At 47.6% G+C, this 26,092-nt stretch carries 21 protein-coding genes; 7 read left to right on the top strand and 14 right to left on the bottom strand.

The genetic code is table 11. The features are described 5' to 3' along the window. Positions 1-33: 33 nt before the first annotated feature. A complete protein-coding gene (gene mazG, locus MJO46_RS17720) occupies positions 34-930 on the bottom strand; it encodes a nucleoside triphosphate pyrophosphohydrolase (protein ID WP_253990462.1) in 897 nt (298 codons plus the stop codon). Positions 931-1,365: 435 nt separating this feature from the next. Here mazG and aguA point away from each other — a divergent pair, with 435 nt between their 5' ends. Both aguA and MJO46_RS17710 read left to right on the top strand, forming a co-directional pair. Next, entirely contained in the window at positions 1,366-2,478 is a 1,113-nt protein-coding gene (gene aguA / locus MJO46_RS17715; protein ID WP_253990461.1) for an agmatine deiminase, read from the top strand. Positions 2,479-2,551: 73 nt separating this feature from the next. Beyond that, complete coding sequence (locus tag MJO46_RS17710) at positions 2,552-4,258, top strand: amidase (RefSeq protein ID WP_253990460.1); 1,707 nt, start codon at positions 2,552-2,554, stop codon at positions 4,256-4,258. Between the two features lie 671 nt (positions 4,259-4,929). Here the strand turns inward: MJO46_RS17710 and MJO46_RS17705 are convergent. The 3 genes from MJO46_RS17705 to rlmD all read right to left on the bottom strand — a co-directional run bounded on the left by MJO46_RS17705 (position 4,930) and on the right by rlmD (position 9,802). Further along, complete coding sequence (locus tag MJO46_RS17705; protein WP_253990459.1) at positions 4,930-5,853, bottom strand: transporter; 924 nt, start codon at positions 5,851-5,853, stop codon at positions 4,930-4,932. Positions 5,854-6,089: 236 nt separating this feature from the next. Next, the gene (gene relA, locus MJO46_RS17700; protein WP_253990458.1) at positions 6,090-8,297 is read right to left on the bottom strand and encodes a GTP diphosphokinase; all 2,208 of its coding nucleotides are present in this window, start codon (positions 8,295-8,297) and stop codon (positions 6,090-6,092) included. A 152-nt stretch (positions 8,298-8,449) separates the two neighbouring features. Continuing rightward, on the bottom strand, positions 8,450-9,802 hold the full coding sequence (gene rlmD, locus MJO46_RS17695; protein ID WP_253990457.1) for a 23S rRNA (uracil(1939)-C(5))-methyltransferase RlmD: 1,353 nt from the start codon (positions 9,800-9,802) through the stop codon (positions 8,450-8,452). Between the two features lie 99 nt (positions 9,803-9,901). Here rlmD and barA point away from each other — a divergent pair, with 99 nt between their 5' ends. Both barA and MJO46_RS17685 read left to right on the top strand, forming a co-directional pair. Next, complete coding sequence (gene barA, locus MJO46_RS17690) at positions 9,902-12,703, top strand: two-component sensor histidine kinase BarA (protein WP_253990456.1); 2,802 nt, start codon at positions 9,902-9,904, stop codon at positions 12,701-12,703. After that, the gene (locus MJO46_RS17685) at positions 12,678-13,277 is read left to right on the top strand and encodes a YjaG family protein (RefSeq protein WP_253990455.1); all 600 of its coding nucleotides are present in this window, start codon (positions 12,678-12,680) and stop codon (positions 13,275-13,277) included. Before barA ends, MJO46_RS17685 begins: the two co-directional genes overlap by 26 nt. A 67-nt stretch (positions 13,278-13,344) precedes the next feature. On the opposite strand, the gene lldR is transcribed toward MJO46_RS17685, so the two are convergent. Next, positions 13,345-14,244 (bottom strand): LysR family transcriptional regulator LldR, encoded by a 900-nt coding sequence (gene lldR, locus MJO46_RS17680; protein WP_198780703.1) that lies wholly within the window; start codon positions 14,242-14,244, stop codon positions 13,345-13,347. A 191-nt stretch (positions 14,245-14,435) separates the two neighbouring features. On the opposite strand from lldR, the gene MJO46_RS17675 reads away from it, so the two are divergent. The 3 genes from MJO46_RS17675 (at position 14,436) to MJO46_RS17665 (ending at position 18,372) form a co-directional block, all read left to right on the top strand. Then, positions 14,436-15,398: an AEC family transporter gene (locus MJO46_RS17675; RefSeq protein WP_253990454.1), complete on the top strand. Its 963-nt coding sequence runs from the start codon at positions 14,436-14,438 to the stop codon at positions 15,396-15,398. Positions 15,399-15,526: 128 nt separating this feature from the next. Continuing rightward, positions 15,527-17,188 carry a DNA repair protein RecN gene (gene recN, locus MJO46_RS17670; protein WP_253990453.1) on the top strand — a complete coding sequence of 554 codons (1,662 nt, stop codon included), beginning with the start codon at positions 15,527-15,529 and terminating at the stop codon, positions 17,186-17,188. 305 nt (positions 17,189-17,493) lie between these two features. Beyond that, on the top strand, positions 17,494-18,372 hold the full coding sequence (locus MJO46_RS17665; protein ID WP_253990452.1) for a universal stress protein: 879 nt from the start codon (positions 17,494-17,496) through the stop codon (positions 18,370-18,372). A gap of 99 nt (positions 18,373-18,471) precedes the next feature. Here the strand turns inward: MJO46_RS17665 and MJO46_RS17660 are convergent, their stop codons facing one another. From MJO46_RS17660 to glyA, 9 genes are all read right to left on the bottom strand, one after another. Further along, positions 18,472-18,966 (bottom strand): phosphatidylglycerophosphatase A, encoded by a 495-nt coding sequence (locus tag MJO46_RS17660; protein WP_253990451.1) that lies wholly within the window; start codon positions 18,964-18,966, stop codon positions 18,472-18,474. Further along, on the bottom strand, positions 18,966-19,922 hold the full coding sequence (thiL, locus tag MJO46_RS17655; protein WP_253990450.1) for a thiamine-phosphate kinase: 957 nt from the start codon (positions 19,920-19,922) through the stop codon (positions 18,966-18,968). Before thiL ends, MJO46_RS17660 begins: the two co-directional genes overlap by 1 nt. Positions 19,923-20,000: 78 nt before the next feature. Continuing rightward, positions 20,001-20,405, bottom strand: a complete 405-nt coding sequence (gene nusB, locus MJO46_RS17650; RefSeq protein WP_007646165.1) for a transcription antitermination factor NusB — start codon at positions 20,403-20,405, stop codon at positions 20,001-20,003. A 14-nt stretch (positions 20,406-20,419) separates the two neighbouring features. After that, on the bottom strand, positions 20,420-20,896 hold the full coding sequence (gene ribE, locus MJO46_RS17645; protein ID WP_198780709.1) for a 6,7-dimethyl-8-ribityllumazine synthase: 477 nt from the start codon (positions 20,894-20,896) through the stop codon (positions 20,420-20,422). A 146-nt stretch (positions 20,897-21,042) separates the two neighbouring features. Beyond that, on the bottom strand, positions 21,043-22,146 hold the full coding sequence (ribBA, locus tag MJO46_RS17640; RefSeq protein WP_253990449.1) for a bifunctional 3,4-dihydroxy-2-butanone-4-phosphate synthase/GTP cyclohydrolase II: 1,104 nt from the start codon (positions 22,144-22,146) through the stop codon (positions 21,043-21,045). A gap of 67 nt (positions 22,147-22,213) precedes the next feature. Continuing rightward, positions 22,214-22,870, bottom strand: a complete 657-nt coding sequence (locus tag MJO46_RS17635) for a riboflavin synthase (RefSeq protein WP_253990448.1) — start codon at positions 22,868-22,870, stop codon at positions 22,214-22,216. 7 nt (positions 22,871-22,877) lie between these two features. Then, on the bottom strand, positions 22,878-24,035 hold the full coding sequence (gene ribD / locus MJO46_RS17630) for a bifunctional diaminohydroxyphosphoribosylaminopyrimidine deaminase/5-amino-6-(5-phosphoribosylamino)uracil reductase RibD (RefSeq protein ID WP_253990447.1): 1,158 nt from the start codon (positions 24,033-24,035) through the stop codon (positions 22,878-22,880). An 85-nt stretch (positions 24,036-24,120) separates the two neighbouring features. Beyond that, a complete protein-coding gene (gene nrdR / locus MJO46_RS17625; RefSeq protein ID WP_253990446.1) occupies positions 24,121-24,570 on the bottom strand; it encodes a transcriptional regulator NrdR in 450 nt (149 codons plus the stop codon). Positions 24,571-24,770: 200 nt separating this feature from the next. After that, positions 24,771-26,024 carry a serine hydroxymethyltransferase gene (gene glyA, locus MJO46_RS17620; RefSeq protein ID WP_253990445.1) on the bottom strand — a complete coding sequence of 418 codons (1,254 nt, stop codon included), beginning with the start codon at positions 26,022-26,024 and terminating at the stop codon, positions 24,771-24,773. Positions 26,025-26,092 lie beyond the last annotated feature (68 nt).

The raw sequence follows: 26,092 nt of genomic DNA, 5'->3' as shown, positions 1-26,092 counted from the left end.
ATTCGACAAACACCAATCGGGATAATTTGCCGTTTATCTCGATTCCGTCGCTTTTACGCTATCCCAGTAAGCATCGAGTTCGGCTAAGGTATGTGCTTCTAAGCCCTTACCATTTTCGGCGGCTAACTGCTCGACACCGCGAAAACGGCGTTCAAATTTAAGGTTCGCTTGGCGTAGCGCTTGTTCTGGATCGACCTTAAGATGGCGAGCTAAATTCACCACGGCAAACAGCAAGTCACCCATTTCAGACTGCACTTTAGCTTGGTCTTGTTCGCTTTGATTCACTTCATGCAAGACTTCATCGATTTCTTCATGGATTTTAGCGACCACAGGCTCAAGCTCGGCCCAATCGAAGCCAACCCGTGCCACCCTTTGCTGAATTTTGATTGAACGTGACAGCGCAGGTTGTGAGCGAGGAATATTATCCAATACAGAAACCTGCACATCAGCTTGGGTTTCACCTGCCTCTTGCTGCGCTTTTTGCTCACGTTCACTCGCTTTAATCGCCTCCCAATTGGCCTTCATCGCTTGGGTGCTATCGCCAATTTGCCCATTTTGCTCACCAAACACATGGGGATGACGACGGGTTAGCTTGTCGCTGATTTTCTCTATCACGCTCGTAAAATCAAACTTGCCCTGCTCTTTACCGAGCTGACAATAGAATACGATTTGAAATAATAAATCCCCCAGTTCATCGGGTAACTCATCCCAGGCTAAACGCTCTATGGTATCGGCAACTTCATAGGCTTCCTCTAAGGTAAAGGGCACTATGGTTTGAAAAGTTTGCGCTTTATCCCACGGGCATCCTGTTTGCGGGTCGCGCAGTTTTTCCATAATCTTAAGTAGCGGCTCAACATCTGTTGTAGAAAGTTCAGTTGTTGAACGCTCAGTAGTTGGAAATGAGCTTAATGGCGCCGTGCGGGAAATCATGCTGATATCCTTTAAAAATAAATACTGAAACGAGCGAATACCGAGGAAGAGCAAAAGAATACGCCCCAGCAGTGCTTTTTAGCGAAGACCATAATAAAGCGATGATAAGCTAGCTAACATAAAAGTGCTATGCGATGGTCACCATGGCGCAAAGGGACGGCTTACCTTTACCTACAAATTCTCATCTATGCGTTGCATATCACTATTCAGCACAGGCCGCCTTAAATGATAAGATACGCAGCAATATTTCAACGACGCTAAAACTCACCTTGTGGATATGCGGTAATTGCGGCCTAACCATACATGAGTGAAAGCTGCGAGATGAATGCAGTCATTCGATTTATTCATTTGATTATGTTAGGTGTTTTCTATTCTATCGCCCTATGTTTAGGGCGAGCACCCCTATAGATTTCAGCATTAATGGAGACAAAATTCATGACAAACGTGACAGTGGATGCCACGCCGTTAACGACTAAGCCATCACAAGATGGTTTTTATATGCCAGCCGAATGGGCTGCGCAGCAAGCTGTGTGGATGATTTGGCCCTATCGTCCCGATAACTGGCGCGCTGCGGGTGCGTATGCTCAGGCGACTTTCGCTAAGGTGGCCGATGCGATTGGCGCGGCAACGCCAGTGTATATGGGTGTCCCTAAAGCGTTTTTAGCACAAGCCAAAACGGTTATGCCATCCCATGTTACCTTGGTTGAAATGGACAGTAACGATTGCTGGGCTCGTGACACTGGGCCAACTGTCGTTGTAAATGATAATGGTGAATGCCGTGGCGTTGACTGGTGCTTTAATGCTTGGGGCGGCCATAACGGTGGTTTGTACTTCCCATGGGATAAGGACGAGCAAGTCGCGCAGCAAATGCTTGCACAACATGACTTTGCCCGTTACAGCGCGCCGCTGATCCTCGAAGGTGGCTCCATCCATGTCGATGGTGAAGGCACCTGTATGACGAGTGCCGAATGTTTACTCAACGCCAACCGTAACCCTGAACTGACAAAAGAACAGATTGAAGGCTTACTGCGTGACTATTTGAATGTTAAGCAGTTTATCTGGTTACAAGACGGCGTTTATATGGATGAGACCGATGGCCATATCGACAACATGTGCTGTTTTGCCCGTCCGGGTGAAGTCATTCTGCACTGGACTGATGATGAATCGGATCCACAATATCCACGTTCAAAAGCCGCGCTCGAAGTGCTGCAAAATACCGTGGATGCCAAAGGCCGTAAGTTAAAAATTCACCTGCTGCCACAACCGGGGCCGCTGTATTGCACCGAAGAAGAATCAAAAGGCGTGACTGAAGGCACTGGCGTGCCACGCACTGCGGGTGAGCGTTTAGCGGGTTCATATGTGAACTTTTTAATCACCAATAATCGTATCGTGTTCCCACTGATTGACCCAGCAACCGATGATATCGCAGCCCAAAAGCTGCAAGAAATTTTCCCTGAGCATGAGATTGTGGGTGTGCCTGCACGGGAGATTTTATTAGGTGGCGGTAATATCCATTGTATTACTCAGCAAATCCCTGCAGGAAAGTAACCCAAGGAGAACAGCATGACGATTGATGTCACTGTTAATACACCACAATTGGCTTTCAGCGGGAGGGCATAAGATGTTTGAAGTCACTGAAGTTTCCATTGCCGAGCTGCGTGCAGCGCTCGAATCTGGCCGCACGACTGCAGTGGAGTTGGTTAAGTCGTATCTCGCGCGGGTTGAGGCCTATGACGGCCCTGCGACAAAAACTAAGCTCAATGCGTTAGTGGTACACAATCCTGAGGCGCTCAAAGAAGCCGAAGCCTCAGATGCGCGCCGTGCCAGTGGTGAAACCTTAAGCCCGCTTGATGGTATTCCTTACACCGCTAAGGATAGCTATTTGGTGAAGGGACTGACGGCGGCGTCTGGCAGCCCAGCATTTAAAGATTTAGTGGCCCAGTACGATGCCTTTGCCGTCGAGCGCCTACGCGCCGCGGGTGCCATTTGCCTTGGCAAAACCAATATGCCACCTATGGCCAATGGCGGCATGCAGCGTGGTCACTATGGCCGCGCCGAAAGCCCCTACAATGCGAACTATCTTACTGCACCTTTCGCCTCAGGTTCTTCCAACGGAGCGGGCACGGGCACAGCGGCGAGCTACTCGGCGTTCGGTCTTGCCGAAGAGACATGGTCGAGTGGTCGTGGCCCTGCGTCCAATAATGGTTTGTGTGCCTATACACCGTCTCGCGGTGTGATTTCGGTGCGCGGCAACTGGCCATTAACCCCGACCATGGATGTGGTCGTGCCCTATACCCGCACAATGGCGGATATGCTCGAAGTGCTTGATGTGATTGTGGCCGATGATCCTATCACCCGTGGCGACCTCTGGCGTCTGCAACCTTGGGTTCAAATCCCTAAAGCTTCTAGCGTTCGCCCAGAATCCTATCTGGCGCTAGCCGCTAACGCAGACACCCTTAAGGGGAAGCGTTTTGGGGTGCCGCGTATGTACATCAATAAAGATGAATTGGCAGGCACCAGCGAAAATCCGGGCATTGGCGGCCCAACGGGCCAACGGATTCATACCCGCCAATCGGTTATCGATCTGTGGGAAGCGGCGCGTAAAGCCCTAGAAGCTGTCGGCGCCGAAGTGCTTGAAGTGGACTTTCCGTTGGTTTCAAATTGTGAAGGCGACCGCCCGGGTGCGCCGACCGTGTTTAACCGTGGCATAGTCACGCCTCAGTTCCTCCACGATGAATTATGGGAACTCTCGGGTTGGGCGTTCGATGAATTCCTGCGGGCTAACAATGACCCTAAACTCAACAAGCTTGAAGATGTTAACGGCTATCTGATTTTCCCACACGATTTAGGCACTTTGCCAAACCGTGAAGGTGACTTAGCGGCAGGCATGGAAGAGTATGTCAACATGGCTAAGCGTGGCCTTAAATCCTATGACCAGATCGACAGCATTCCAGATGGTCTGCGTGGCTTAGAGAAGACGCGTAAGTTGGATCTCGAAGACTGGATGGACGGACTTAAGCTTGATGCTGTGCTGTTCCCAACCGTGGCCGATGTTGGCCCTGCCGATGCCCATGTGAATCCGGCTTCAGCCGATATTGCTTGGAGCAACGGGGTTTGGGTCGCTAATGGTAACCTAGCAATTCGCCACTTAGGGGTACCTACTGTAACTGTGCCTATGGGTGTGATGGCCGATATTGGTATGCCAGTCGGTTTAACCTTCGCAGGCCGCGCCTATGACGATAATAACCTGCTTAAATTTGCCGGTGCATTTGAGTCGACAGGCGACAGGCGCATTATTCCGCCACGCACACCAAAGCTTGGTGAATAAGCGCTAAGACAATGCATAAACCTAAGCACTAAATGTATGAGCTTAGAAATGAAAACGGGATTGGCATCTATTTGCCAATCCCGTTTTTTAACGCCAACGAAAAGTCAGAAGTAAGACTTTACCGTTTGCTGTGATAGCAATTCAGCCACTTTTATCAGTCTCGTTAAGACAACTCTAGTCAATGCCGCTTGAAGGCAAACCGTGCAACAACTCAGGCAACTGAGCGAATGAGCAAGTTGGCACAGATTCAGTGTGATAAGAATGTGTTGGTTTGTGAGAATGAGCGGTTGAAAATATCAACAACCATCACTTAGTTGTCGTGAAAATAGATAAAAAGCCAATTATAAAAAAGTGGGAACACCCATAACACTTTTATTGTAAGACATCGAATGGATGTAGGCTGCCAATCAAAAAATTAAGAAATTAAGAAATTAACGAGACGATCGCCCATGGACGGGGCAGCCTTTCATCCACGGGATAAGTTTTTTTTGTGTGACGAGGATAAACTCACTGGTCGCAGTGATGGGCATAGACGCGGCTTAATTGTCAATAAAACCAAATCCTACCCGGCCATTTTTTGTATCGCTGTGCCTATGCACTCTCAGTGAAATAGACAGGGGGAAACCACTATCATTCAATGATTACAATTGATCTTGGTTCGGTTTTAATCATTAAAAAGCATACTGCCAAAGAACGCCGAAAGTATCAAAATCGTTACCAATTCGGGTGATCACTCCTTTACTGGCATAGAGTTTAATGCTCTGACTTTGGGATAAGGAAAACGAATACGTTAACCCAAAGCGAGAATTACTCTGTTCATCCTTAGACCAAACGCCATTCTTCTTGGTTTCGCCACCGTAGAAATAGTTGCCACTTAAAGACACCCATTGTCCTTGGGCGACGGTATATATCAAGTGTGCCTGCATACTGTATTGCGGCGCCTGCTCAACATATACCTGATTAAAGTAGGCATCATTGTCACCGTATAATCGCACCGCGGCGATAAGGTTATAGTGCCAATCTCCGAGATGCTGCGACATGCCGATACTGGGCCTGAATATCCATTGATTCGCGCCCGCATTCAACAATTTAGTTTCATCATAAGTGCCAACGGGCACACTGACTTGTAAGCTTGTGCCAATCACCACTCTGGGATCATATTGAGCAAACTCAGTACGTTTTAGGGCTGGTGCACCGTAAAAATTCCACGTGAGCCGCACTTGCGGATCGGTATAGCCGCAGCGCCCACCTTCGACCATAGTGTCATTCACTTCGGCGCGGCCGTGTATACACAAACGGGCACCCACCACATCTAATTTAGAAGAACTGCCCGCTATCGCGAATGTTTGCGCATAGCCAAAAACACCTGCGTTGGAGATTAATGTCGCATTTTGGACTGGAATCGAAGGTGAAGGCGAAAAGTCGCCTTCTGAATGCACTGCGCCGAGAACTAAAAAATGCATACCCGTGGGAATATTAGCAAAACTGCGTGGCTCTAAATCTTGCGCATTTGCACTTGGCAACAATAACACACTCAACAAGCTCCCAATGGCGAGCTTTAACTTAGGCGTTAATTGTTCTGCACGATATGGCATAAGGGCTTTAATCACAATGAAGAAAATGTACTAGGTAAATGCTAGGTGAATAATGTAAAGAGGTAAAGTTAATACTTTTAGATAGCTTTGATAAATGAGGAGAAACTACAAAAAAACATGCTCGAATTTTCGGTGACTCACAGCCCCCAGATCGTTATATACCATAAACAATCAGCTAAATAAAAAGCGGCACGGCGAAATTCACCCTACCGCCCTCTTCTTGCACCGAATGACATTTACAGCCGTCTTGCCTCGATCACGCTATCTACCTGAGATAATTTAGATAACACCCGCGATAAACCATCGAGATTATAAAGCTCTAATTCCAATTCAATAGCCGCTGTCTGATTCTTAATATCCGATGAGGAGCTCATGGCGAGCACATTGGATTTTTCGGCAGCCAGCACTGAGGTTAAGTCACGCAATAAACCGCTGCGATCGTGGGCCAATACCCGCAAACGCATCCGATAACCGCCGGAGTAATTTTCGCCCCAGACCACATCGACGCCGCGCTCGGGATGAACCCGCATCAGCTCTTTAACTTGTTCGCAATCCGCGCGATGCACAGAAATACCACGGCCCTTAGTGATAAAACCTAAGATTTCATCACCGGGAACTGGCTGACAACAACGGGCGATATGGTTAAGCAAGTTACCCACACCATTGACTTCAACCTGACCACGGCCACTGGAGGTCGGTTTATGTTGGCCTTTCTTAACTAACTCTTCGACGGCGTCTTCTTCCGACACTTCGTCGAGTCGCAGACGGCTCTGAATATGGTTAACCACTTGATGCAGACGCACATCGCCGCCGCCAATCGCCGCCAGTAAGTCATCCATGCTCGCCATATTAAAGCGCTCGACCGCGATGGCGGCGTCTTTAATTTTAAGGCTCACCCGCGCGAGTTCGGATTCGAGCATTTCTTTGCCGGCGACAATATTCTTGTCTCTGTCCTGCTGCTTGAACCAATGCTGGATTTTCGAACGCGCCCGCGCCGTACGGATATACCCTAAGTTAGGGTTAAGCCAGTCGCGCTTAGGATTGGGCTGCTTCGAGGTGATGATCTCGATTCGCTCGCCCGTTTCAACCTGATAGGTGAACGGCACAATACGGCCATCGACCTTAGCGCCAATACATTTATGCCCTACTTGGGAATGAATGTAATAGGCAAAGTCGAGCACGGTTGAGCCCAGTGGCAAGTCGACAACTTCACCGCTTGGGGTGAACACATAGACTCTGTCTTCAAACACTTGGCTGCGGACTTCTTCGACCAAGTTGCCACTTTCGACCACGTCTTCCTGCCATTGCAGAATTTTACGCAGCCAGTTAATTTTTTCTTCGTAGCCGCTTTGCTTACCGGAATGATTGCCTTCTTTGTATTTCCAATGCGCGGCCACACCCAGCTCTGCATCTTCATGCATATCCTGAGTACGAATTTGAATTTCAACGGTTTTGCCCTCAGGCCCCACCACCACGGTATGGATCGATTGATAACCGTTAGGTTTAGGGTTAGCGACATAGTCGTCAAATTCCCGTGGAATATGGTGCCAAAGCGTATGCACTACACCTAAGGCGCCATAGCAATCCTGCAAACGCTCAGTCACAATACGCACGGCGCGCACGTCAAACAACTCATCAAATTTGAGGTGCTTGCCCTTCATCTTGCGCCAAATACTGTAGATGTGTTTCGGCCGGCCGTAGACCTTAGCGCGGATATGATCTTCATCTAATCTTTGCTGCAACTGGCTGACAAATTTTTCAATAAAAACTTCACGATCAAGTCGTTTGCCATCTAGCTGCTTAGCGATGTCTTTATAGGTATCTGGATGCAGGTAGCGAAACGAAATATCTTCCAGCTCCCACTTCAATTGGCCAATCCCTAAACGGTTGGCAAGCGGCGCATAAATATCGGCAATTTCGCGGGCCAGCAGCACGCGAGTTTCTTCATCGGCATTTTTTACCGCCCGCAGCAAACACACACGTTCGGCCAGTTTGATCACCACGGCGCGCACATCTTCAACCATAGCCAATAACATGCGGCGGATATTATCGATTTGTGGCTCGGTGGAGCGGCTGTTGGGATTGATTTTCAAGGCGCCGATGGCGTTCATGGTCACGACACTCGCCACTAAACGCGCCAGCGGCTCACCAAATTTTTCTTTGATGGCATCTTCGGTCAAGAGTCCGGCATCGAACACCACAAACAGAATCGCCGCCTGCAGGGTTTCGATATCCATGTTCAGCGGCGCGAGGATTTCGATCATCTCGCGGGCACGTTCGAGCAGTTCTCTTTTCGCAGCAGGACTCTTGGCGGGTAAGGCGTCAATCTGCCCTATCAAAGAGAGCAGCATCTGCGCTTCATCGGCATTGCCGACATAGCGAGCCACCCAATCTTCTAAGTGAAAATCGGGATCATTAAAGTGCGCTTCGCGAACAGAGACCATCTAATTTATTTCCTTATCCGTGCTCAGAGAGAAAGTGGGCACCACTTCAGCTCTCCTATCTTCAGCATTGGCGCGAACTTGTCAAACCCAACCGACGTAATAATCACATTTTTTACGTTATTCAAACGCTTTGCTCACTTTGCCAGCGCAACTTACTTGGTTAATTCAAACAGTGCCATAGCTTCAATATGGTGTGTTTGTGGGAACATGTCGATAAGTCCCAGTCGCTGTAATCGGTAACCGCGCTCTAACAGCACAGCGCTATCGCGGGCCAAGCTCGCAGGATTACAAGAAACATACACCACTTTGCGCGGCTTCATTTTCTTCAGCCACTGTAAACTTTCAAAGGCACCCGCACGGGCGGGATCGAGCAGTAATTTATCAATTTTACCCATCCAAGGCTCGAGGGATAAATCCGCACTCAAGTCGCCGTGGTAAAAGGTCAGTTTATCAAGGTTGTTAGCTTTAGCGTTCACCCGTGCCTGAGTCACCATCTCGGCAACCCCTTCGACGCCAATCACATCCGCGCCCATTTTCGCTAAGGGCAAACTGAAATTCCCCATGCCGCAGAACAAATCTAAAATGCGCTCGCCTGGCGCGGGCGCTAACCAATCCATCGCTTGAGCGACCATGGCCTTGTTAATCTGTCCGTTGACTTGCACAAAGTTACCTGGGGTGAAGCTTAAACTCACCGCATCCAACTGCGCATTTGCATCTAACAGCTGATAAACGGGTAACACTAACTCGGCGCCAACGCCTTGAAATTGACCTTCGTTGTCCTGCAGACAAATATGGATTTGATGCTGCTCGGCAAAGGCGGACAACTTAGCAAGATCTTTATCGTTTAACGCTTTAGTGATACGCAGCACGGCAAAGTGACCATTATCGGCGGCAATCAACTCAAGATGGCCTAAGCTGGCTTTAGCCGACAATTGATTCAGCAACTTAGCAAAGGGGACGATCAAGTCCGATAACGGCTTAGCTAACACCTGACACTGACTGATAGGCACCACATTGCTGCTACTGGCCGCGCGGAAACCTAAACTTAACTGTTTGGTATTTTTATCGAATAAAGTTGCAAGACGGGCACGGCGGCGATAATGCCAGCCTTCCCCCGTTAATGCGGGCGATAAAGCGCCGCCTTCGGTGCCAGCAAACTTCGCCATAATATCCAGCAGCGCGGCTTCTTTATGCTCACGTTGGCCCGCTAAGGACATATGCTGTAAGTCGCAGCCGCCGCAGGTGTGATAGTGTGGACACTCGGGCGTAACGCGCTCAGGGCTCGGGGTATCGACTTTAATCAACTTGGCGCGGGCATAATTTTTCTTTTGCTCCGTCAGCTGTACCTGCACGTTTTCATTAGGCAGCGCACCTGGGATAAACACGACTTTTCCCTGATGTTGTGCTATACCTGCCCCTAAGTGATCGAGCTGGTTGACCGTCAGCGACAATTTAGCCGACAACTGTTTGGAACTATTTGGTTTTGCTTTAAAAAATTGTGCCATTTCGGCCTCTAAATCAATAAAAAACTGGCAAAGACAGGCCTTTTTCTGGCAGTCTTATAAAACGATTATGTCTCTGTTTCAGGAATTACCACCGCTGCTATGAACCCTGTCAACAACATGACCAAATACAGCCTACGTTCTTGGGTTCTGGTACTGGCACTTGCGCCAACGATCTTGGTCGGTATTCTTCTGGGCAGCTACTTTACCATAAACCGTTTTTATGAGCTCGAAGATACGCTCATCGAGCAGGGCAGTAATATTATTGAGCCCCTCGCCATCGCCAGTGAAGGGGGATTAGTCAGCAACGATCGTGAGGCCACCAAACGCCTACTCGCCGCGGCGCAGCTCAATAAATCCACCTTAGTGAAATCCATCGCCATTTTTGATATTCACAACCAGCTGTTTGTCACTTCCCATTACCATAAAGACTTTGAGATCATGCGCTATAAAGAGGCGCTCGGCAATTTACAGCAGACAGAAATCGAACATGTCGGCGATAGCCTGATATTACGCACCCCCATTTTTGCCACTGCGCCCACCGCAGCTCCCGCCGATATGGACACTCACACAGAGAATGGCGAGCTGTTGGGGTATATTTCTGTCATTATCAATAAGGAGCGCGCCTTACTCGAGCAGCACAGGGCCGCCGTTGCCGCTTTTATTATTGTGTTGATCGGGGTGCAATTAAACCTGCTATTCACTTTCCGTTTAGTGAAAAACGTCACCCAGCCTATTACCGAAATGGTGCGTGTGGTCGCCAAAATACGTGAGGGCAAATTAGATGCGCGTTTAGATGGCAATCTGATTGGAGAGCTGGACCTACTCAAACGCGGTATCAATGCCATGGCAGGGTCGCTATCGGAATACCACGATGAGATGCAGCAAAATATCGACCAAGCCACGTCGGATCTGCGGGAAACCTTAGAGCAGATTGAAATCCAAAACGTCGAGCTAGACTTAGCCAAGAAACGCGCCTTAGAAGCCAGCCGAATTAAATCTGAATTCTTAGCCAATATGTCCCACGAGTTGCGCACGCCGCTCAATGGGGTCATCGGCTTTGCTCGCCAACTGGTAAAAACCCCTTTGCATTCGAGCCAAGTCGATTACATCAATACCATTGAGCGCAGTGCTACCAATCTACTGGCAATCATTAACGATATCCTCGACTTTTCCAAACTTGAAGCCGGTAAAATGGTGTTGGAAAACATGCCCTTCGGTTTGCGGGAAACGATAGGCGATACTATGACCTTGATCTCGGGCAGCGCCCAAGCAAAGGGCCTAGAACTGGTCGTCGATATCGCCCCCAATGTGCCCGACAGTGTCAATGGCGATGCCATGCGTGTATGTCAAATTATCAATAACTTGGTCGGCAATGCGATCAAGTTTACCGACTCGGGTAGTGTATTGGTCAAACTCGAATTACAGAGTCAATCGGACGAACAGGTCGTACTACGTTGTGATGTCATAGACACGGGTATTGGTATCGATGAAAGCCAGCAGGACTTTTTATTCCAAGCCTTTGGCCAAGCCGATTCATCAATATCACGCCGCTTCGGTGGCACTGGGCTCGGTCTAGTCATCACTAAACGTTTAGTCAATCAAATGGGCGGCCAAATTGGTTTTACCTCCTCCGTCGATAAGGGCTCAAATTTCTGGTTTACCCTGCCATTAGGGCTTGGCCAATTCCAGCTTGGCGACTCGCTGCCGCTTGAGAAACTCAAGCATAAAACCATACTCTTTTATGAGCCTAGGGTACTGACACACTCAGTCCTCAGCCGTCAATTGCAACTCTGGGAGACCAAAGTCACCCACCATCAGCATATTCCAAGTTTACTCATCACCCTCAGCACCACCGAGGGCAACTTCGATTATATTCTGTTGAGTTGCCACGGTTTTAGTGATGCAGGCCAACTGGTTAATACCTTAAATCTAGCCAAAACAAAAACCGATTGTTTAATTGTGCTGTACGATTGCCAAGAGCAAGATGCACTCAGTCAATTTATCCGCCCCAATGCCGATGTTGTACTTTCACTGCCTGTCAGTGAACATCAACTCGCTCGCAATATGCTTTATCCACCCATGGAATACGACATAGTCGCGCCCATTGCCATTGCAGCCCCTGCCGCCCGTCAATCCTTAACGGTGCTGGCAGTGGATGATAATTTTGCCAATTTAAAACTGATAGAAACCTTACTCAACGAGCTAGTGACGACGGTAATCGCCGTTAACAGCGGTGAAGAAGCCGTAAAACAAGCGAAGAGCCGTACCTTCGATCTGATTTTTATGGATATCCAAATGCCAGGAACCGATGGGATTAGCGCCACTAAACAAATTCGCCAGGGTTCAATGAACCGCAACACTCCGATTATTGCGGTAACGGCCCACGCGATAGCCGAAGAGCGCGAACTAATTTTAGGCAGCGGTATGGATGGCTACTTACCTAAACCCATAGATGAAGCAGCGCTTAAGGTAGTGATCAACCGCTGGATCACGCGGCCCAAGTTTACCCATTTTGATCTGCACACCTTAAATTGGGATCTGTGTTTAACCCAGGCCAATCATAAGTCGGACTTAGCCCTAGATATGCTAAGGATGCTCTTAGACTCACTCCCCAAAACCGTGGAGACAATTCAAACCTCTCTGAATCAAAATGATCAAGCCACTATGCTCAGTACCATACATAAATTACATGGCGCGAGTTGCTACTGCGGGGTGCCGACGACACAGCGTTTATGCCAAGAGATTGAATCGGCATTAAAACGTGAAACCCCAGTGGCAGATCTCGAACCGGAAATACTAGAGTTACTTGATGAGTTAACTAAGGTAGAATCGGCGGCAAAACAAGTGCTATCACAGCTATCAGCGGAAATAACAGATGACCAAAAAAACGGGCTTCTTTAAGCGTCTAAAGGCGCTAGAACTACCACAAAAACAACTCTTTGCTATTGCGCTCTGTCAACGCATGTTGCCCAACTACCAACTGTTTTCAGAAGTCTGCGAATTTGGCGATCCGGCTGTATTAAGCACTGTCCTAGAGTTGCTGTGGCAATCCCAATACGACAATAAACTCAAGTTTAATATCGATGTTCATCTGCAACGATTAGAAGATAACACACCGGATCCCGCTGACTTTGAGGCCTATGGCGTTTATCCCGCTATGGATGCCGTCGTTGCCCTATCGACATTATTAGGCGCCATTCAAGGCAAGATTGAAGAAGATATAGTGAATATCAGTAAGTTATCCTCAAGCACTGTCGCTAACTACATTGAGGCTATCAGCGACGTCGATCTCGTCGATGACGCACTGGATGATTTCATCTTCGCCCATGAAGTGATGGAAGAAGAAAAAACCTTACAAAATACTCTGCTCGAAATTATTGAAGAAAACCCCAAGATCACCGCAGAACTGGTGAAAGGTTTACGCAAAGATATTATCGAGGCAGGTGTATCTAATATCGGCATCAGCGTCGCTTAATCGATACGGTGCTTGGGGCGACTCAAGCACCCTTCATGCTCCTAAAAAATCAGCCGATTTAACCCAATCACTGCATTGAAAACAGTTCTGCCGCCTTTGACTGCATAAACTCAATAAACACCCTAACCTTGAGCGGTTGTTGGCTACGTTGATGATACAAAATAGAAATCCGCCGCTGCTCGCCTATCCACTCAGGGAGTAGCACTTGTAGTCGCCCCGCTTTAATCTGCTGTTTAACAAATAATTCCGGACCATACAAAATCCCACCGTGATCTAATGTTGCCTCAATCGCACCGTGCAAATCCGTTAAGGTCAACTTAGTCGGGCCATTAAAGTAGAATGACTCGCCATTGGGATGCTTTAAATGCCAGTTAAATAAGGGCCACACTTTTATTAGCTGATGGTCAGCTAAATCGTCAGGGTGCGTTAATTGGGGGGCATTGGCTAAATATTCCGGTGTTGCGAACAAGCAATAATCCAATTCACCTAAGGTACTCGAAACCCACGAAGAATCGGGCTGAGCGCCACCCACAATCGCCACATCAATCCCCTTATCAATCAAATCGACCAATTCATTGCTTTGGGAAATATGCAGCCGAATATCGGGATAGAGACGACCAAACTCATTCAGTGCGCGGATAAAGATGATGGAGATAATCGAAATCGGGGCGGCAATGCGTAACGTACCTTCGGGTTTATCACTTCCCACGCCACTCAGTTCATCAAATTGAGCAATAACACTCTGGTAGCGCTGAAATAATGCTAACCCTTCCTCCGTCAATCGCAATTTACGGGTGCTGCGCATAAAAAGTTGCTTATCGAGCTTTTCTTCAAGCTTAGCTAACTTGCGGCTCACAGTAGCGATGGGCATATCGAGCGCCTTCGCTGCCTGTGAAAAACTCCCCGCATTCACTAAGTGCACAAACAGGTAAATAAGCTGTAATTCACCGCCTAAATCATCACTCATCTTAGTTCCTAATGTCCCTTTGCGCAGGTTTTACAAGCAACCTTAACGCTAAGTAACTGTGTTTTAAACATTGAATTATTCATTTATACGACCATAGCGCAATAGCCTTACCAGTAAATGGTATGCTAATTTGCGGACAGTTTTACTGCGCTAGTTCGAATATTACTAAATCAAAAGGATGAGTGAGGGACATGACTATCTTAACCCCTCTGTTTGCCGTCTTCGGGATCATGTTACTGGGTACTGTAGTACAAAAACTGCGGCTTCTTCCCGTGGAAACGGACCAAGTGCTGAATCAATATGTGTACTATATTGCCTTCCCAGCGATCTTACTGATTGCCCTCGCACAGCAACCGATTGGCGAGATTTTGCAATGGGGATTTATTGCGGGCTACAGTGCAGCTATGGTTATTATTTATCTGATCTGCCTAGGTATATCCCTTATCGCACACCCCAAAAAACATGCCATAGCCGCGATTCGAGCCCTCAATGCAACCTTTGGCAATACCGCATTTATTGGGATCCCACTACTGATCATTCTCTTTCCGCAGCAACAAAGTGCCTTAGTTGCTGCGGCGATTGCGAGCCTTTTATCCGTATTGATGTTTGCCGTTGCCTTAGTCTCTTTGGAACTGGCCACCAATACGCAGCGGCAGCAGCATGCCGCCATCATAATGCTTATGGCCGTAGGTAAAAACCCCATCGTAATCGGCTGTTTGATTGGCGTTGGCATCTCGGCATCCGGCATTCAACTGCCCTCTGGGCTGGCTATGATGATCCAACAAATAGGCAATACTTCTAGTCCCTGTGCTCTCTTTGCCGTGGGCATGGTATTAGCAAAAGCGATGCGATATCAAAAGGACAGTTCCCTTTTTAGCGTGGCCAATTTTATCGAACTCAGCGTAATAAACCTCTTCAAACTCGCAGTACAACCTGCTCTCGCCTTTGTCATGTTGAAATGCTTTGGTGTCAGCGGTGACTATCTGGTGATGGGGGTTATTCTCAGTGCATTACCGACGGCGGCGAGTGTGTATTTGCTTGCCCAGCGCTATAATACTCAGGCTTCAACCAGTGCCCAGGGCATTCTATTTGGCACCTTAGTCACTTTCTTTAGTTTGCCTGTCTTAGAAAGCTTAGTAAGAACCCACGCATAATCAGCTAATTAAAAATATTGACTGCCCATAATGCCGATTATTTGCCCAAGCCACTTTACTGTATATAAAATCAGTATATACTGTTTATCAATACAGTGGTTTGGTATATTTTTCGACAGGAATTCACTATGCTTTGCCAACTCAGCATTAATAACTTCGCTATCGTACGTTTTCTTGAGCTAGATTTTCGCCCCGGCATGACCAGCATTACCGGTGAAACCGGGGCGGGCAAATCGATTGCCATCGATGCCCTTGGGCTCTGCCTGGGTAATCGTGCCGATGCCAGCAGCGTTCGCCCTGGCGCCAATAAAACCGAGGTCAGCGCCCGCTTTTCCTTGGATGATATTCCACTGGCAAAACGTTGGTTAGAAGATAACGATCTTGAACTCGATGATGAGTGCATCCTACGCCGCACTATTGGTAGCGATGGCCGTTCGCGCGCCTATATCAATGGCAATCCTGTTCCTTTGACTCAGTTAAAATTGCTGGGGCAATTGCTTGTTGGTATCCATGGCCAACACGCCCACCATGCAATGTTAAAGAGTGAACATCAACTGAGCCTGCTCGACAGTTATGCCAACCACAGATTACTTATCGATACGGTTGCCGCCAGTTTTCAACGCTGCAAGCAAATTGAGGCCGATCTAAAGCAACTCGAAGCCTCCCAGCATGAACGTATTGCCCGCAAGCAATTAGTGCAGTATCAAGTAGAAGAACTCGATGAGTTTGCTCTTAAAGTCGATGAGTTCGATGAAATTGAGCAAGAGCACAAACTTCTGGCCAATGGTACTGAGTTGATTGATACCTGTCAGGCGAGCTTAGAGTTACTCACCGAGGGTGAAGATAACAACATAGAGTCGCTGCTCAACCGAGTCGTTTCCCTCGCAGAAGATCTACAAAGCTACGATCCTGCATTAAGCAATATCAACATTATGTTGAATGATGCCTTAATCCAAGTACAAGAAAGTGCGGGTGAATTACAGCACTATTTAAGTAAGCTTGAACTCGATCCGACCCATTTCGCCTATTTAGAAGAACGGCTATCAAAAGCCATGCAACTGGCGCGTAAGCACCATGTCAGCCCGAATAAACTGGCCGAACATCATTTAGCATTAAAAGCAGAGCTGAGCACCTTAGACAGTGACGAAAGCAAGCTCGAAGAAATTCAATTGCAGGTCGATGCCAGTAGAGCCGCTTACCTTAACAATGCACAAAAACTCAGCCAAAGCCGTGCTCGCTATGCTAAAGAGCTAGATAAACTCGTAACTCAGTCTATCCACGAACTGAATATGCCTAAGGGGAAATTCACAATTGATGTCAGTTTTAACCCAGAGTTAATGTCTCCCAACGGCAGTGATCATATCGAATTTATGGTAACCACTAACCCAGGGCAGCCTTTACAACCTATTTCTAAGGTAGCATCGGGGGGAGAATTGTCGCGAATTGGCCTTGGTATACAAGTGATTACCGCTAAAAAGGTGGCAACACCCACACTAATTTTCGATGAGGTCGATGTAGGTATTTCAGGACCGACTGCCGCCGTTGTTGGCCGAATGCTGCGCAGCTTAGGTGAGTCAACCCAAGTGCTGTGTGTAACCCACTTGCCGCAGGTCGCTGGAAATGGCCATCAGCATATGTTCGTTAACAAGCATAATAAAGCGGGGAGTACAGAGACCACAATGACTGCATTAGACAAAGAGCAGCGTATTCAAGAGCTTGCTCGATTACTCGGCGGCGATATTATCACGACTAATACCTTGGCGAATGCGCGGGAGTTATTACAGGCATAGTAGTTACCTATATAAGTGCCTGAATGACAAAAATCTATTTAATACTCAGCAGTTTATTGTGGATCAAAACTTTGATCTGGGGCTGATTAAGATTGTTGAATACGAATAAATTCGTATATTAAACATAATTTTAGGTATAAAGGATAAATAACGGGTTTTCACTACTAAGTAATATTTTGAATTTAAAAGCGTTAATTTACATAGATTATTATTACCTAAATTGCAAATTTGATAGCGATATTTAATATTACTCTATTATTGGGCTTCTCCTAGACTTAATAACCCAAAGGAAGTAGGAGAAGAACATGTCCTTTCAACATATTCTCGCCGCGATTGATGATGTAGTCTCACCTGCGGCTGTACTCAAAAAAGCCGTTATTTTAGCCCAAAAAAGTCATGCCTCCTTAACCGTTCTAAAGGTCAAACGAACCCATAACTTCAACTTGAGTCTGCTGTTTCATCAAGATGACTATATTGAAAATAAAGAGAAAAAACGAAAGCCTCTACAAACCTACCCAGATAAAGAGCATCCTATTGTCATAAAGGAATGCCAGTCTCATTCTATCCACAACGCCGTCGTCAACGAATGTAAACAACTACCCTATGATCTTATTGTTGTAAGTCACAAATTCTATCCACCCTTTTTCAGTGAATTTTTAATTGCAGATGAATGGCTATTACTGCGCATGCCAGATATTCCGGTGATGTTTGTCAACCTTGATGATTGGCATGAAAATGGACATATTTTAACGGCGCTCGAACTAGACAATGAGAACGTCTCACATATGATTTTTAATGAAACTCTCATAGAAGAAAGCAAACATGTAGCGAATATTCTCGCTAATGATCTCCATTTAATTAATAGCTACTTACCCGATCCATTCTATATGAACTTTAATGCACCAGACACTAGACTACTGATGTCTGAGCGGGATAAATACCAAGAAAAACTAACCAATGTTGCTCGGTATTATAATCTCGACACCGATAATCTTCATGTGGTCGAGGGATTACCTGAGGATACTATTTCCATGGAAGCTCAAAGGCTTAATGTAAATATGCTTGTCATGGGGAGCGCTGAACACAAAGGATTGTTGAGTCTATTGAAAGGCAATGCTTCTCGAAATATTATCAATCAATTGAAAACCGATCTCTATATCGTAAAGCCGAAACTACAACATTGAGCAAGACAAAAATTGAGCGAAATAATAAAAAATGCCTTTATCAACATTATGTTATAAAGGCATTTTTTGTAGATATGATTTGTTGGCGCTCTATGTCCGCTATAAGAAGAGCATAGCTAAAATTTGTAGACCGATAAAAGCAAAAACGCCCGCCAGCACATCATCGATCATGATCCCAAAACCACCTTCGACTTTGGCATCGAGCCAGCGGATTGGCCAAGGTTTGATAATGTCAAAAAAGCGAAATAAACCAAAACCAATCAATAACCAAACCCAACCCGCAGGTGCCGCTATCATAGTGATAAGTAACCCAGCCACTTCATCCCAAACAATAGCCCCATGGTCATGCACCCCCATATCCTTCGCGGCTTTATCGCAAATATAAATACCAGCCAACACGCTAAGAAGGGTTAACCCTAGATACCAAGCCCAAGGCAACGGCGCCATCAGCAAATATAAAGGAATGGCCGCGAGTGTACCGAAAGTGCCGGGGGCCTTGGCCGCAAGTCCACTGCCAAAGCCGAGCGCTAAAAAGTGAACCGGATTTTTTAATGACAGGCGAGTCAGGGCCTGATCCGTTGAAAACCAATTCATTAAAAATGCTCAAAACCGTGGTAAGGCGGTGTAAAGGGGGCGCCATTGAGTTGCAGCTTAAGCTTAGTACCTGCGCTGATTTGTCCAACTCGAACAAATTTAGTCCCCGCATGGCTTAAAGCCGTTTCTAAAGCCCCTTTTTGTGCCTCGGGGACAGTAAACAGTAGTTCGTAATCTTCTCCCCCTGTCAGCGCATACCCTAAGGCGTGCTCTTCACTCACTGTATCTTTCATCGCACGGGACAAGGGAATATTCGCCACATCGACAATGGCACCAACCTGTGATGCCTTAAGGATATGCCCAATATCTGAGATAAAACCATCGGAAAGATCGATAGCACTCGACGCCAATGAACGCAGAGATTGCCCTGCCAATACCCTAGGCGTAGGACGATAATGGCGGTTGATCAGAAACTCTTTATGCTCTGCTCGCGCGTGTTGATCGCCTCGAATAATATCCAAACCTAAGGCAGAATCTCCAAGCGTACCAGTTACATAGATCCAATCCCCAGCCTTAGCACCGTGGCGAGTGAGTGCTTTACCCTGGGGAACTTGGCCGTGTACTGTGATATTAATGGCCCGTGGACCACGGGTGGTATCGCCGCCAATTAAGGCGATGCCATAGTAATCGGCCGCCTCAAACAAGCCTTCGCTAAAACCACTGAGCCAAGTTTCATCCACTTCCGGTAGCGTTAAGGCGAGCGTCATCCACGCAGGCTCGGCGCCCATAGCTGCCAGATCGGATAAATTTACCGCTAAGGCTTTGTAACCTAAGGCTGCGGGAGGAATATCGGGGAAGAAGTGGACATTTTCGACTAAAGTGTCACAGGAGATAGCGATCGATTTATTTTCTGCGGGTTGCACTAAGGCGCAATCGTCGCCGATACCCAGCTTCACATCACGGCGAGTAGGACCGCGATTATTAAAATAACATTCAATTAATTGGAATTCTTTCACTGTACAGTTTGGCTCGACTTACATCGGCCACCTTTGTTAGCAATGAAAAACGGTATCCTAGGATACCGTTTGTCTTTATTACTTACGTGCAACCAGTTTGTCGAGTAATCCATTAACAAACTTATGACTGTCATCCGCACCGAAAGCTTTAGCCAACTCGATTGCCTCGTTAATGGCAACCTTGAAGGGCACATCTTTACGGAAGGTCAGTTCATAGCTCGCTAGGCGAACTATGGCCTTTTCCACTGGCGACACCTCATCAATTGGGCGGTCCAGAAACGGGATAATCAGTTCATCCAGTTGGGCTTTCTTAGTTGCAACGCCTGCAAATAGCTCACGAAAATAAGCTACATCAACACCGTCGAGACTCTGCTCAGTTAAAAACTCATGCTCGACATCGGCAATATTATTCCCGCTTAGTTGCCATGAATAAATGGCTTGAACGGCTAAACGGCGGGCCTTGCGGCGCTCAGAAGGCTTCATTATTTTTCCTACTATTACAACTGTTGTTCAAGTTCTTGCAGAACATTGACCATTTCAAGCAAGCTTAGGGCAGCTTCGCCGCCTTTATTACCCGCTTTAGTACCTGAACGCTCAATCGCTTGTTCAATGGTATCGGTGGTCAATACACCGAAGGCAACAGGCAGATCAAACTCAAGGGCAACTTGGGCTAGACCTTTGTTACATTCGCCTGCAACAAAATCAAAATGGGGAGTACCACCACGGATCACCGCGCCTAAGGCGATAATACCGTCGAACTTACCACTGGCAGCCACACGACGGGCAGCTAGCGGTAACTCAACCGCACCGGGTACACGGACAACAGTGATATTGTCATCGCTGACTTGGCCAAAACGCTTCAGCGTGTCAAGTGCACCTTCTAGCAGGCTCTCAACTAAAAAGCTGTTGAAACGCGAAATTACAATCGCAACTTTGGCATTTTTCGCTTCGATATTACCTTGAACTACGTTCATTATCTTACCTAAATTTTGCTAAAGCACCCAGCTCGGGGCGAAAAGTGGCGATATGATATCACAGCCATTTGCCCAGAGCCCTATGCAAATTATCAGAAATGGTTAATTTTACCTGACGACAACTTCATCCCAACTTAACGAGTGACTCAGTCGGCCACATACTCGGTCACTTCGAGGCCAAAGCCAGAAAGTGAATGATAACGCTTAGGTGAGCTGAGCAGGCGCATTTTAGTCACGCCTAGACTGGCGAGAATTTGCGACCCTACACCGACGCGGCGCGACGTTCCCTGCCATTTTGCAGAAGCAGGCGCTTGGCCTTGATCTTCGGCTTCGAAGGCCTTCACCTTAGAAAGGATTTCACAGGGATGTTCTTGATTACCCAGTAACACCAATACGCCACCCTCTGCAGAAATACGCTCCATGGCTTTTTCCAGTGGCCAGCTACGTTGTTGATCGCGCTCAGAGTGGAGTAAATCATTGAAAGTATTTTGCAGATGCACGCGCACTAAACAATCCTCTTTCACTTCACCTTTTACCAAGGCGAAGTGCAGTTGATTGTCGATGGTGTCCCTAAAGGTCACCATATCGAACTCGCCGAAACGGGTTGGTAGTTTACATTTTGCTTCGCGCACAACCGTGGTTTCTTTGGTATTGCGGTATTCAATCAGCGCCGCGATAGTACCAATTTTAACGCCATGTAATTCAGAGAAAATCTCTAAATCGGGGCGACGGGCCATAGTGCCGTCTTCATTTAAAATCTCAACGATGACCGCCGATGGCTCAAGTCCCGCGAGGCGTGCTAAATCGCAGCCCGCTTCAGTGTGGCCCGCGCGGGTTAATACGCCGCCGTCCTGCGCCATCAAGGGGAAAATATGCCCTGGTTGCACTAAATCAGAGGCTTTAGCCTCTTTAGCTACTGCAGCTTTTACAGTAACAGCACGATCGTGGGCTGAAATCCCCGTAGTCACGCCTTCCGCCGCTTCAATCGATACCGTAAAGTTAGTCGAGAACTGGGCGTTGTTATTGGTGACCATCAAGGGCAGATTTAACTGCTGGCAACGGGCCTTGGTCATGGTTTGGCAGATTAACCCGCGGCCGTATTTCGCCATAAAGTTGATCGCTTCTGGCGTGACCATTTCGGCCGCCATAATTAAATCACCTTCGTTTTCTCTGTCTTCGTCATCCATCAAAATGACCATTTTGCCTTGACGAATATCCTCGATGATCTCTTCTATACTGTGCAGCGCCATTGTAGGACCTTTATGATTTTACTGTTGTTATGAAATTCTATACCTAAGTGGGCTAAGTGCCAGTGCCCTAACGCACAAAGCCAGCACGGGCTAACATTTCCATGGTCACCCCACCACCTTGGGTTTCTTTAGTATCAAAGCGCATTAAACGCTCTAAATAGCGGGCGATTAAATCCACTTCAATATTCACCTTATCGCCGGCTTTCAAATCCACCAGCGTGGTTTCACCTGCGGTATGGGGCACTATGGTTAATCGAAAACGGTGTCCATCGACCTCGTTTACCGTGAGGCTCACACCATCGATGGTGATGGAACCTTTGTGGGCAATATAACGCCCAAGCTCTGCGGGCGCGGCTAACCAAAATTCAATCGCTTGGCCCCGCGCTAAACGCTGCTCAACGGTGGCAATGCCATCCACATGGCCGCTGACCATATGCCCACCTAAACGTGTGGTTGGAGTAACGGCCTTTTCAAGGTTCACCTTAGTGCCCACTTTATAGTTGGCAAAACCTGTGAGGCTTACGGTTTCGGCTGAAACATCGGCCACATAACCATCGGCTAACTGTTGTACCACAGTTAAGCACACCCCATTGGTGGCAATACTGTCGCCTAAGCGCACATCGCTTAAATCCAGTTTGCCGCTCGCCACCGTTAAGCGAATATCATCGCCCTTGCGTTCAAGCTTTCGCAGTGTGCCAACGGCCTCAATAATCCCAGTAAACATGGTTAACTCACTTATTCGATAAAGATAGTTTCGGCTTAAGCCTTAATGTTAAACGGGTATCCGCACCCACTTTGCGCTCATCGGCGAGTCTCAGTGCAGGGATATCGGCCATCACCTGATAATCGGGTAGCTCAAGTAAATTACGCCCCTGAGCGCCAAGGATTTTCATCGCCTGATAAAGCACCAACTCATTAGCCAATCCCGCGCCGATAAAGGCACCCGCTAAGGTTGCTCCCGCTTCGATAAGCACCTGATTACAGCTTTTGCCTAAATAGCTTAATAGTGCGGGCAAGGAGATTCGACCTTCGATGGCCGGTAATTGGAGACAAGTCACATGGAGAGGTAACTGCGCCATAAAGTCTGGCGAATAAGGCTCTGTCGAGACTAATAAAATAGGGGATTCAATCGCAAATAGTGCAGCCCTAATAGGCATGCGGCAACGACTATCTAAAATCACCCGCAGTGGTTGTAAGACCTGCGCTTCACTCAATTGCGCAGTTAAACTGCCAAGCTCTGAATATCGCACATTCAGTGAAGGGTCGTCTGCCAGTACTGTTTCAATACCAGTGACCAGCGCGCAGGAACGTAATCGTAAGCGCTGCACATCGCGGCGAGCTTCAGGGCCAGTTATCCACTTAGACGCGCCGTTTGATAGTGCGGTTTTACCATCGAGACTCGCGGCAAGCTTTACCGTCACCCAAGGCCGGCCCGACTCCATACGCTGCATAAAACCTAGATTTAAAGCGTAAGCTTCGTCGCGGTGCAAGCCAACATCCACTTCAATGCCCGCATCGCGCAGCATTTGAATACCACGCCCGCCTACCTGCGGATTGGGATCTTCAACCGCTACCACCACACGTTTAACACCAATATTGATCAGCGCTAAGGCGCAGGGCGGCGTACGGCCATAATGGCTGCAGGGTTCTAAGGTAACATAGGCAGTCGCGCCGCGGGCAGAATCGCCTGCCATGCGCAGCGCATGCACTTCGGCGTGGGGCTCTCCGGCTTTTTGATGATAACCTTCACCGACAATTTGATTATCGTTAACGATAACGCAGCCGACGCTAGGGTTGGGTCTAGTGGTATAAAAACCTTTTCGCGCCAATTGGATAGCACGGCTCATCATTTTAATGTCGAGTACGGACCAACTTATGTTCAAGCTCATGTTCAACCCTGTTGTTAAAGGTTTTAGCCTTGAGGGAGGATGCAAGGCATGTCGCCTCTCACTTCAATTGCCCTATACAAGGTGATTATTTTTGTAATTTCGCAATCGCCTCACCAAATTCAGACACATCTTCAAAGGCGCGATACACAGAGGCGAAACGAATATAGGCAACCTTATCGAGGTTCATTAACTGTTCCATCATCAAATTACCAATCATCTCCGATGGCACTTCCCGTTCGCCCGTAGCACGCAGAGTGGATTTGATTTTGCTGAGCGCCTGTTCAATTTCATCCATAGACACGGGGCGTTTCTCAACGGCGCGCAACATGCCACTTTGGAGTTTTTCTTCATCGAAGGGTTGGCGTGAACCATCGCGCTTAATCACCCGTGGCATCACTAACTCGGCGCCTTCGAAGGTGGTAAATCTTTCATGGCATTCGGTGCATTCTCGGCGACGGCGCACTTGATGGCCTTCCGCCACTAATCGAGAATCGATCACTTTAGTATCTGTCGCGCTGCAAAATGGACAATGCATTGAGCCTCCTGCCAGTGAATGGCGTAAAGCCGTTGGCTTTACGATGTTATCTAAGGTTAACCTGTTTGGTTTAAGTCTAAGATTTTAGCAATAAAAATGGCCGCTTAATGCGGCCATGGGATTTTATCCTATTTATGGGCTGAGGTTAACCACCTGATGCTTGTTAGGCTCAGCACCACAAAAAGGAAGCTATTTACAGATTAACCGTAAACAGGGAAACGTGCGCACAGCGCCAATACTTGGCCCTTCACTCGCTCAATTACCGCTGGATTGTGGGCATCGTCAAGGATGTCACAGATCCAGCCAGTTAACTCCTTCGCTTCAGCTTCTTTAAAGCCACGGCGAGTGATCGCTGGCGTACCGATACGAACACCCGAAGTCACAAAGGGTGAACGTGGGTCATTTGGCACTGAGTTTTTGTTCACGGTAATGTTAGCGCTACCTAAGGCGGCATCGGCTTCTTTACCGGTTAAATCGCGACCGATTAAGTCCACCAGCATTAAGTGGTTGCTGGTTCCGCCAGAGACGATTTTGTAACCGCGTTCAAGGAAGACTTCAACCATAGCTTTAGCGTTATTAACCACTTGCTGTTGGTACACTTTAAATTCTGGCTCTAGGGCTTCTTTGAAGGCTACCGCTTTACCAGCGATAACATGCATCAATGGACCACCTTGACCGCCTGGGAATACCGCAGAGTTGAGCTTTTTGTATAACTCTTCATCATCGGCAGCAGACAGAATGATACCGCCACGGGGGCCGGCTAAGGTCTTGTGAGTGGTTGAGGTCACAACGTGAGCGTGTGGTACTGGGTTTGGATACACGCCAGCGGCGATAAGACCGGCCACGTGCGCCATGTCGACAAACAGGTAAGCACCGATTTTGTCTGCAATTTCACGCATTCTTGCCCAATCAACGATACCTGAATAAGCAGAGAAACCACCGATCATCATCTTAGGCTTGTGTTCTACGGCCAGACGTTCCATTTCGTCGTAGTCGATTTTGCCTGATTCATCGATGCCGTAAGGAATAATGTTGTACAGTCTACCGGAGAAGTTTACAGGTGAACCATGGGTCAAGTGACCACCATGAGCGAGGTTCATACCTAAAACGGTATCGCCTGGTTTTAACAATGCCATGTAAACGGCGCTGTTTGCCTGTGAACCTGAGTGAGGTTGTACGTTTGCGTAAGTCGCACCAAACAGTTGTTTTGCACGCTCAATCGCTAAGGTTTCAACTACGTCCACATACTCACAACCACCGTAGTAACGCTTGCCTGGATAGCCTTCGGCGTACTTATTGGTTAACTGTGAACCTTGCGCTTCCATCACGCGTGGACTGGTGTAGTTTTCAGAAGCAATCAGCTCAATATGCTCTTCTTGACGCAGAGTTTCGTTCTGAATTGCGTTGAACAGTTCCGGATCATAATCTGCGATATTCATATCTTTTTTCAGCATTGCTTACTCCAGCTGCCAATTCTTATAGGTAGGGTTGCGCGGTATTCTACTCGGAACGCGACCACAAT

Source organism: Shewanella sp. KJ2020 (genome assembly GCF_024197625.1).
In the GTDB taxonomy this organism is placed as follows: Bacteria; Pseudomonadota; Gammaproteobacteria; order Enterobacterales; family Shewanellaceae; genus Shewanella.
This window is presented reverse-complemented; position numbering and strand designations above follow the sequence as displayed.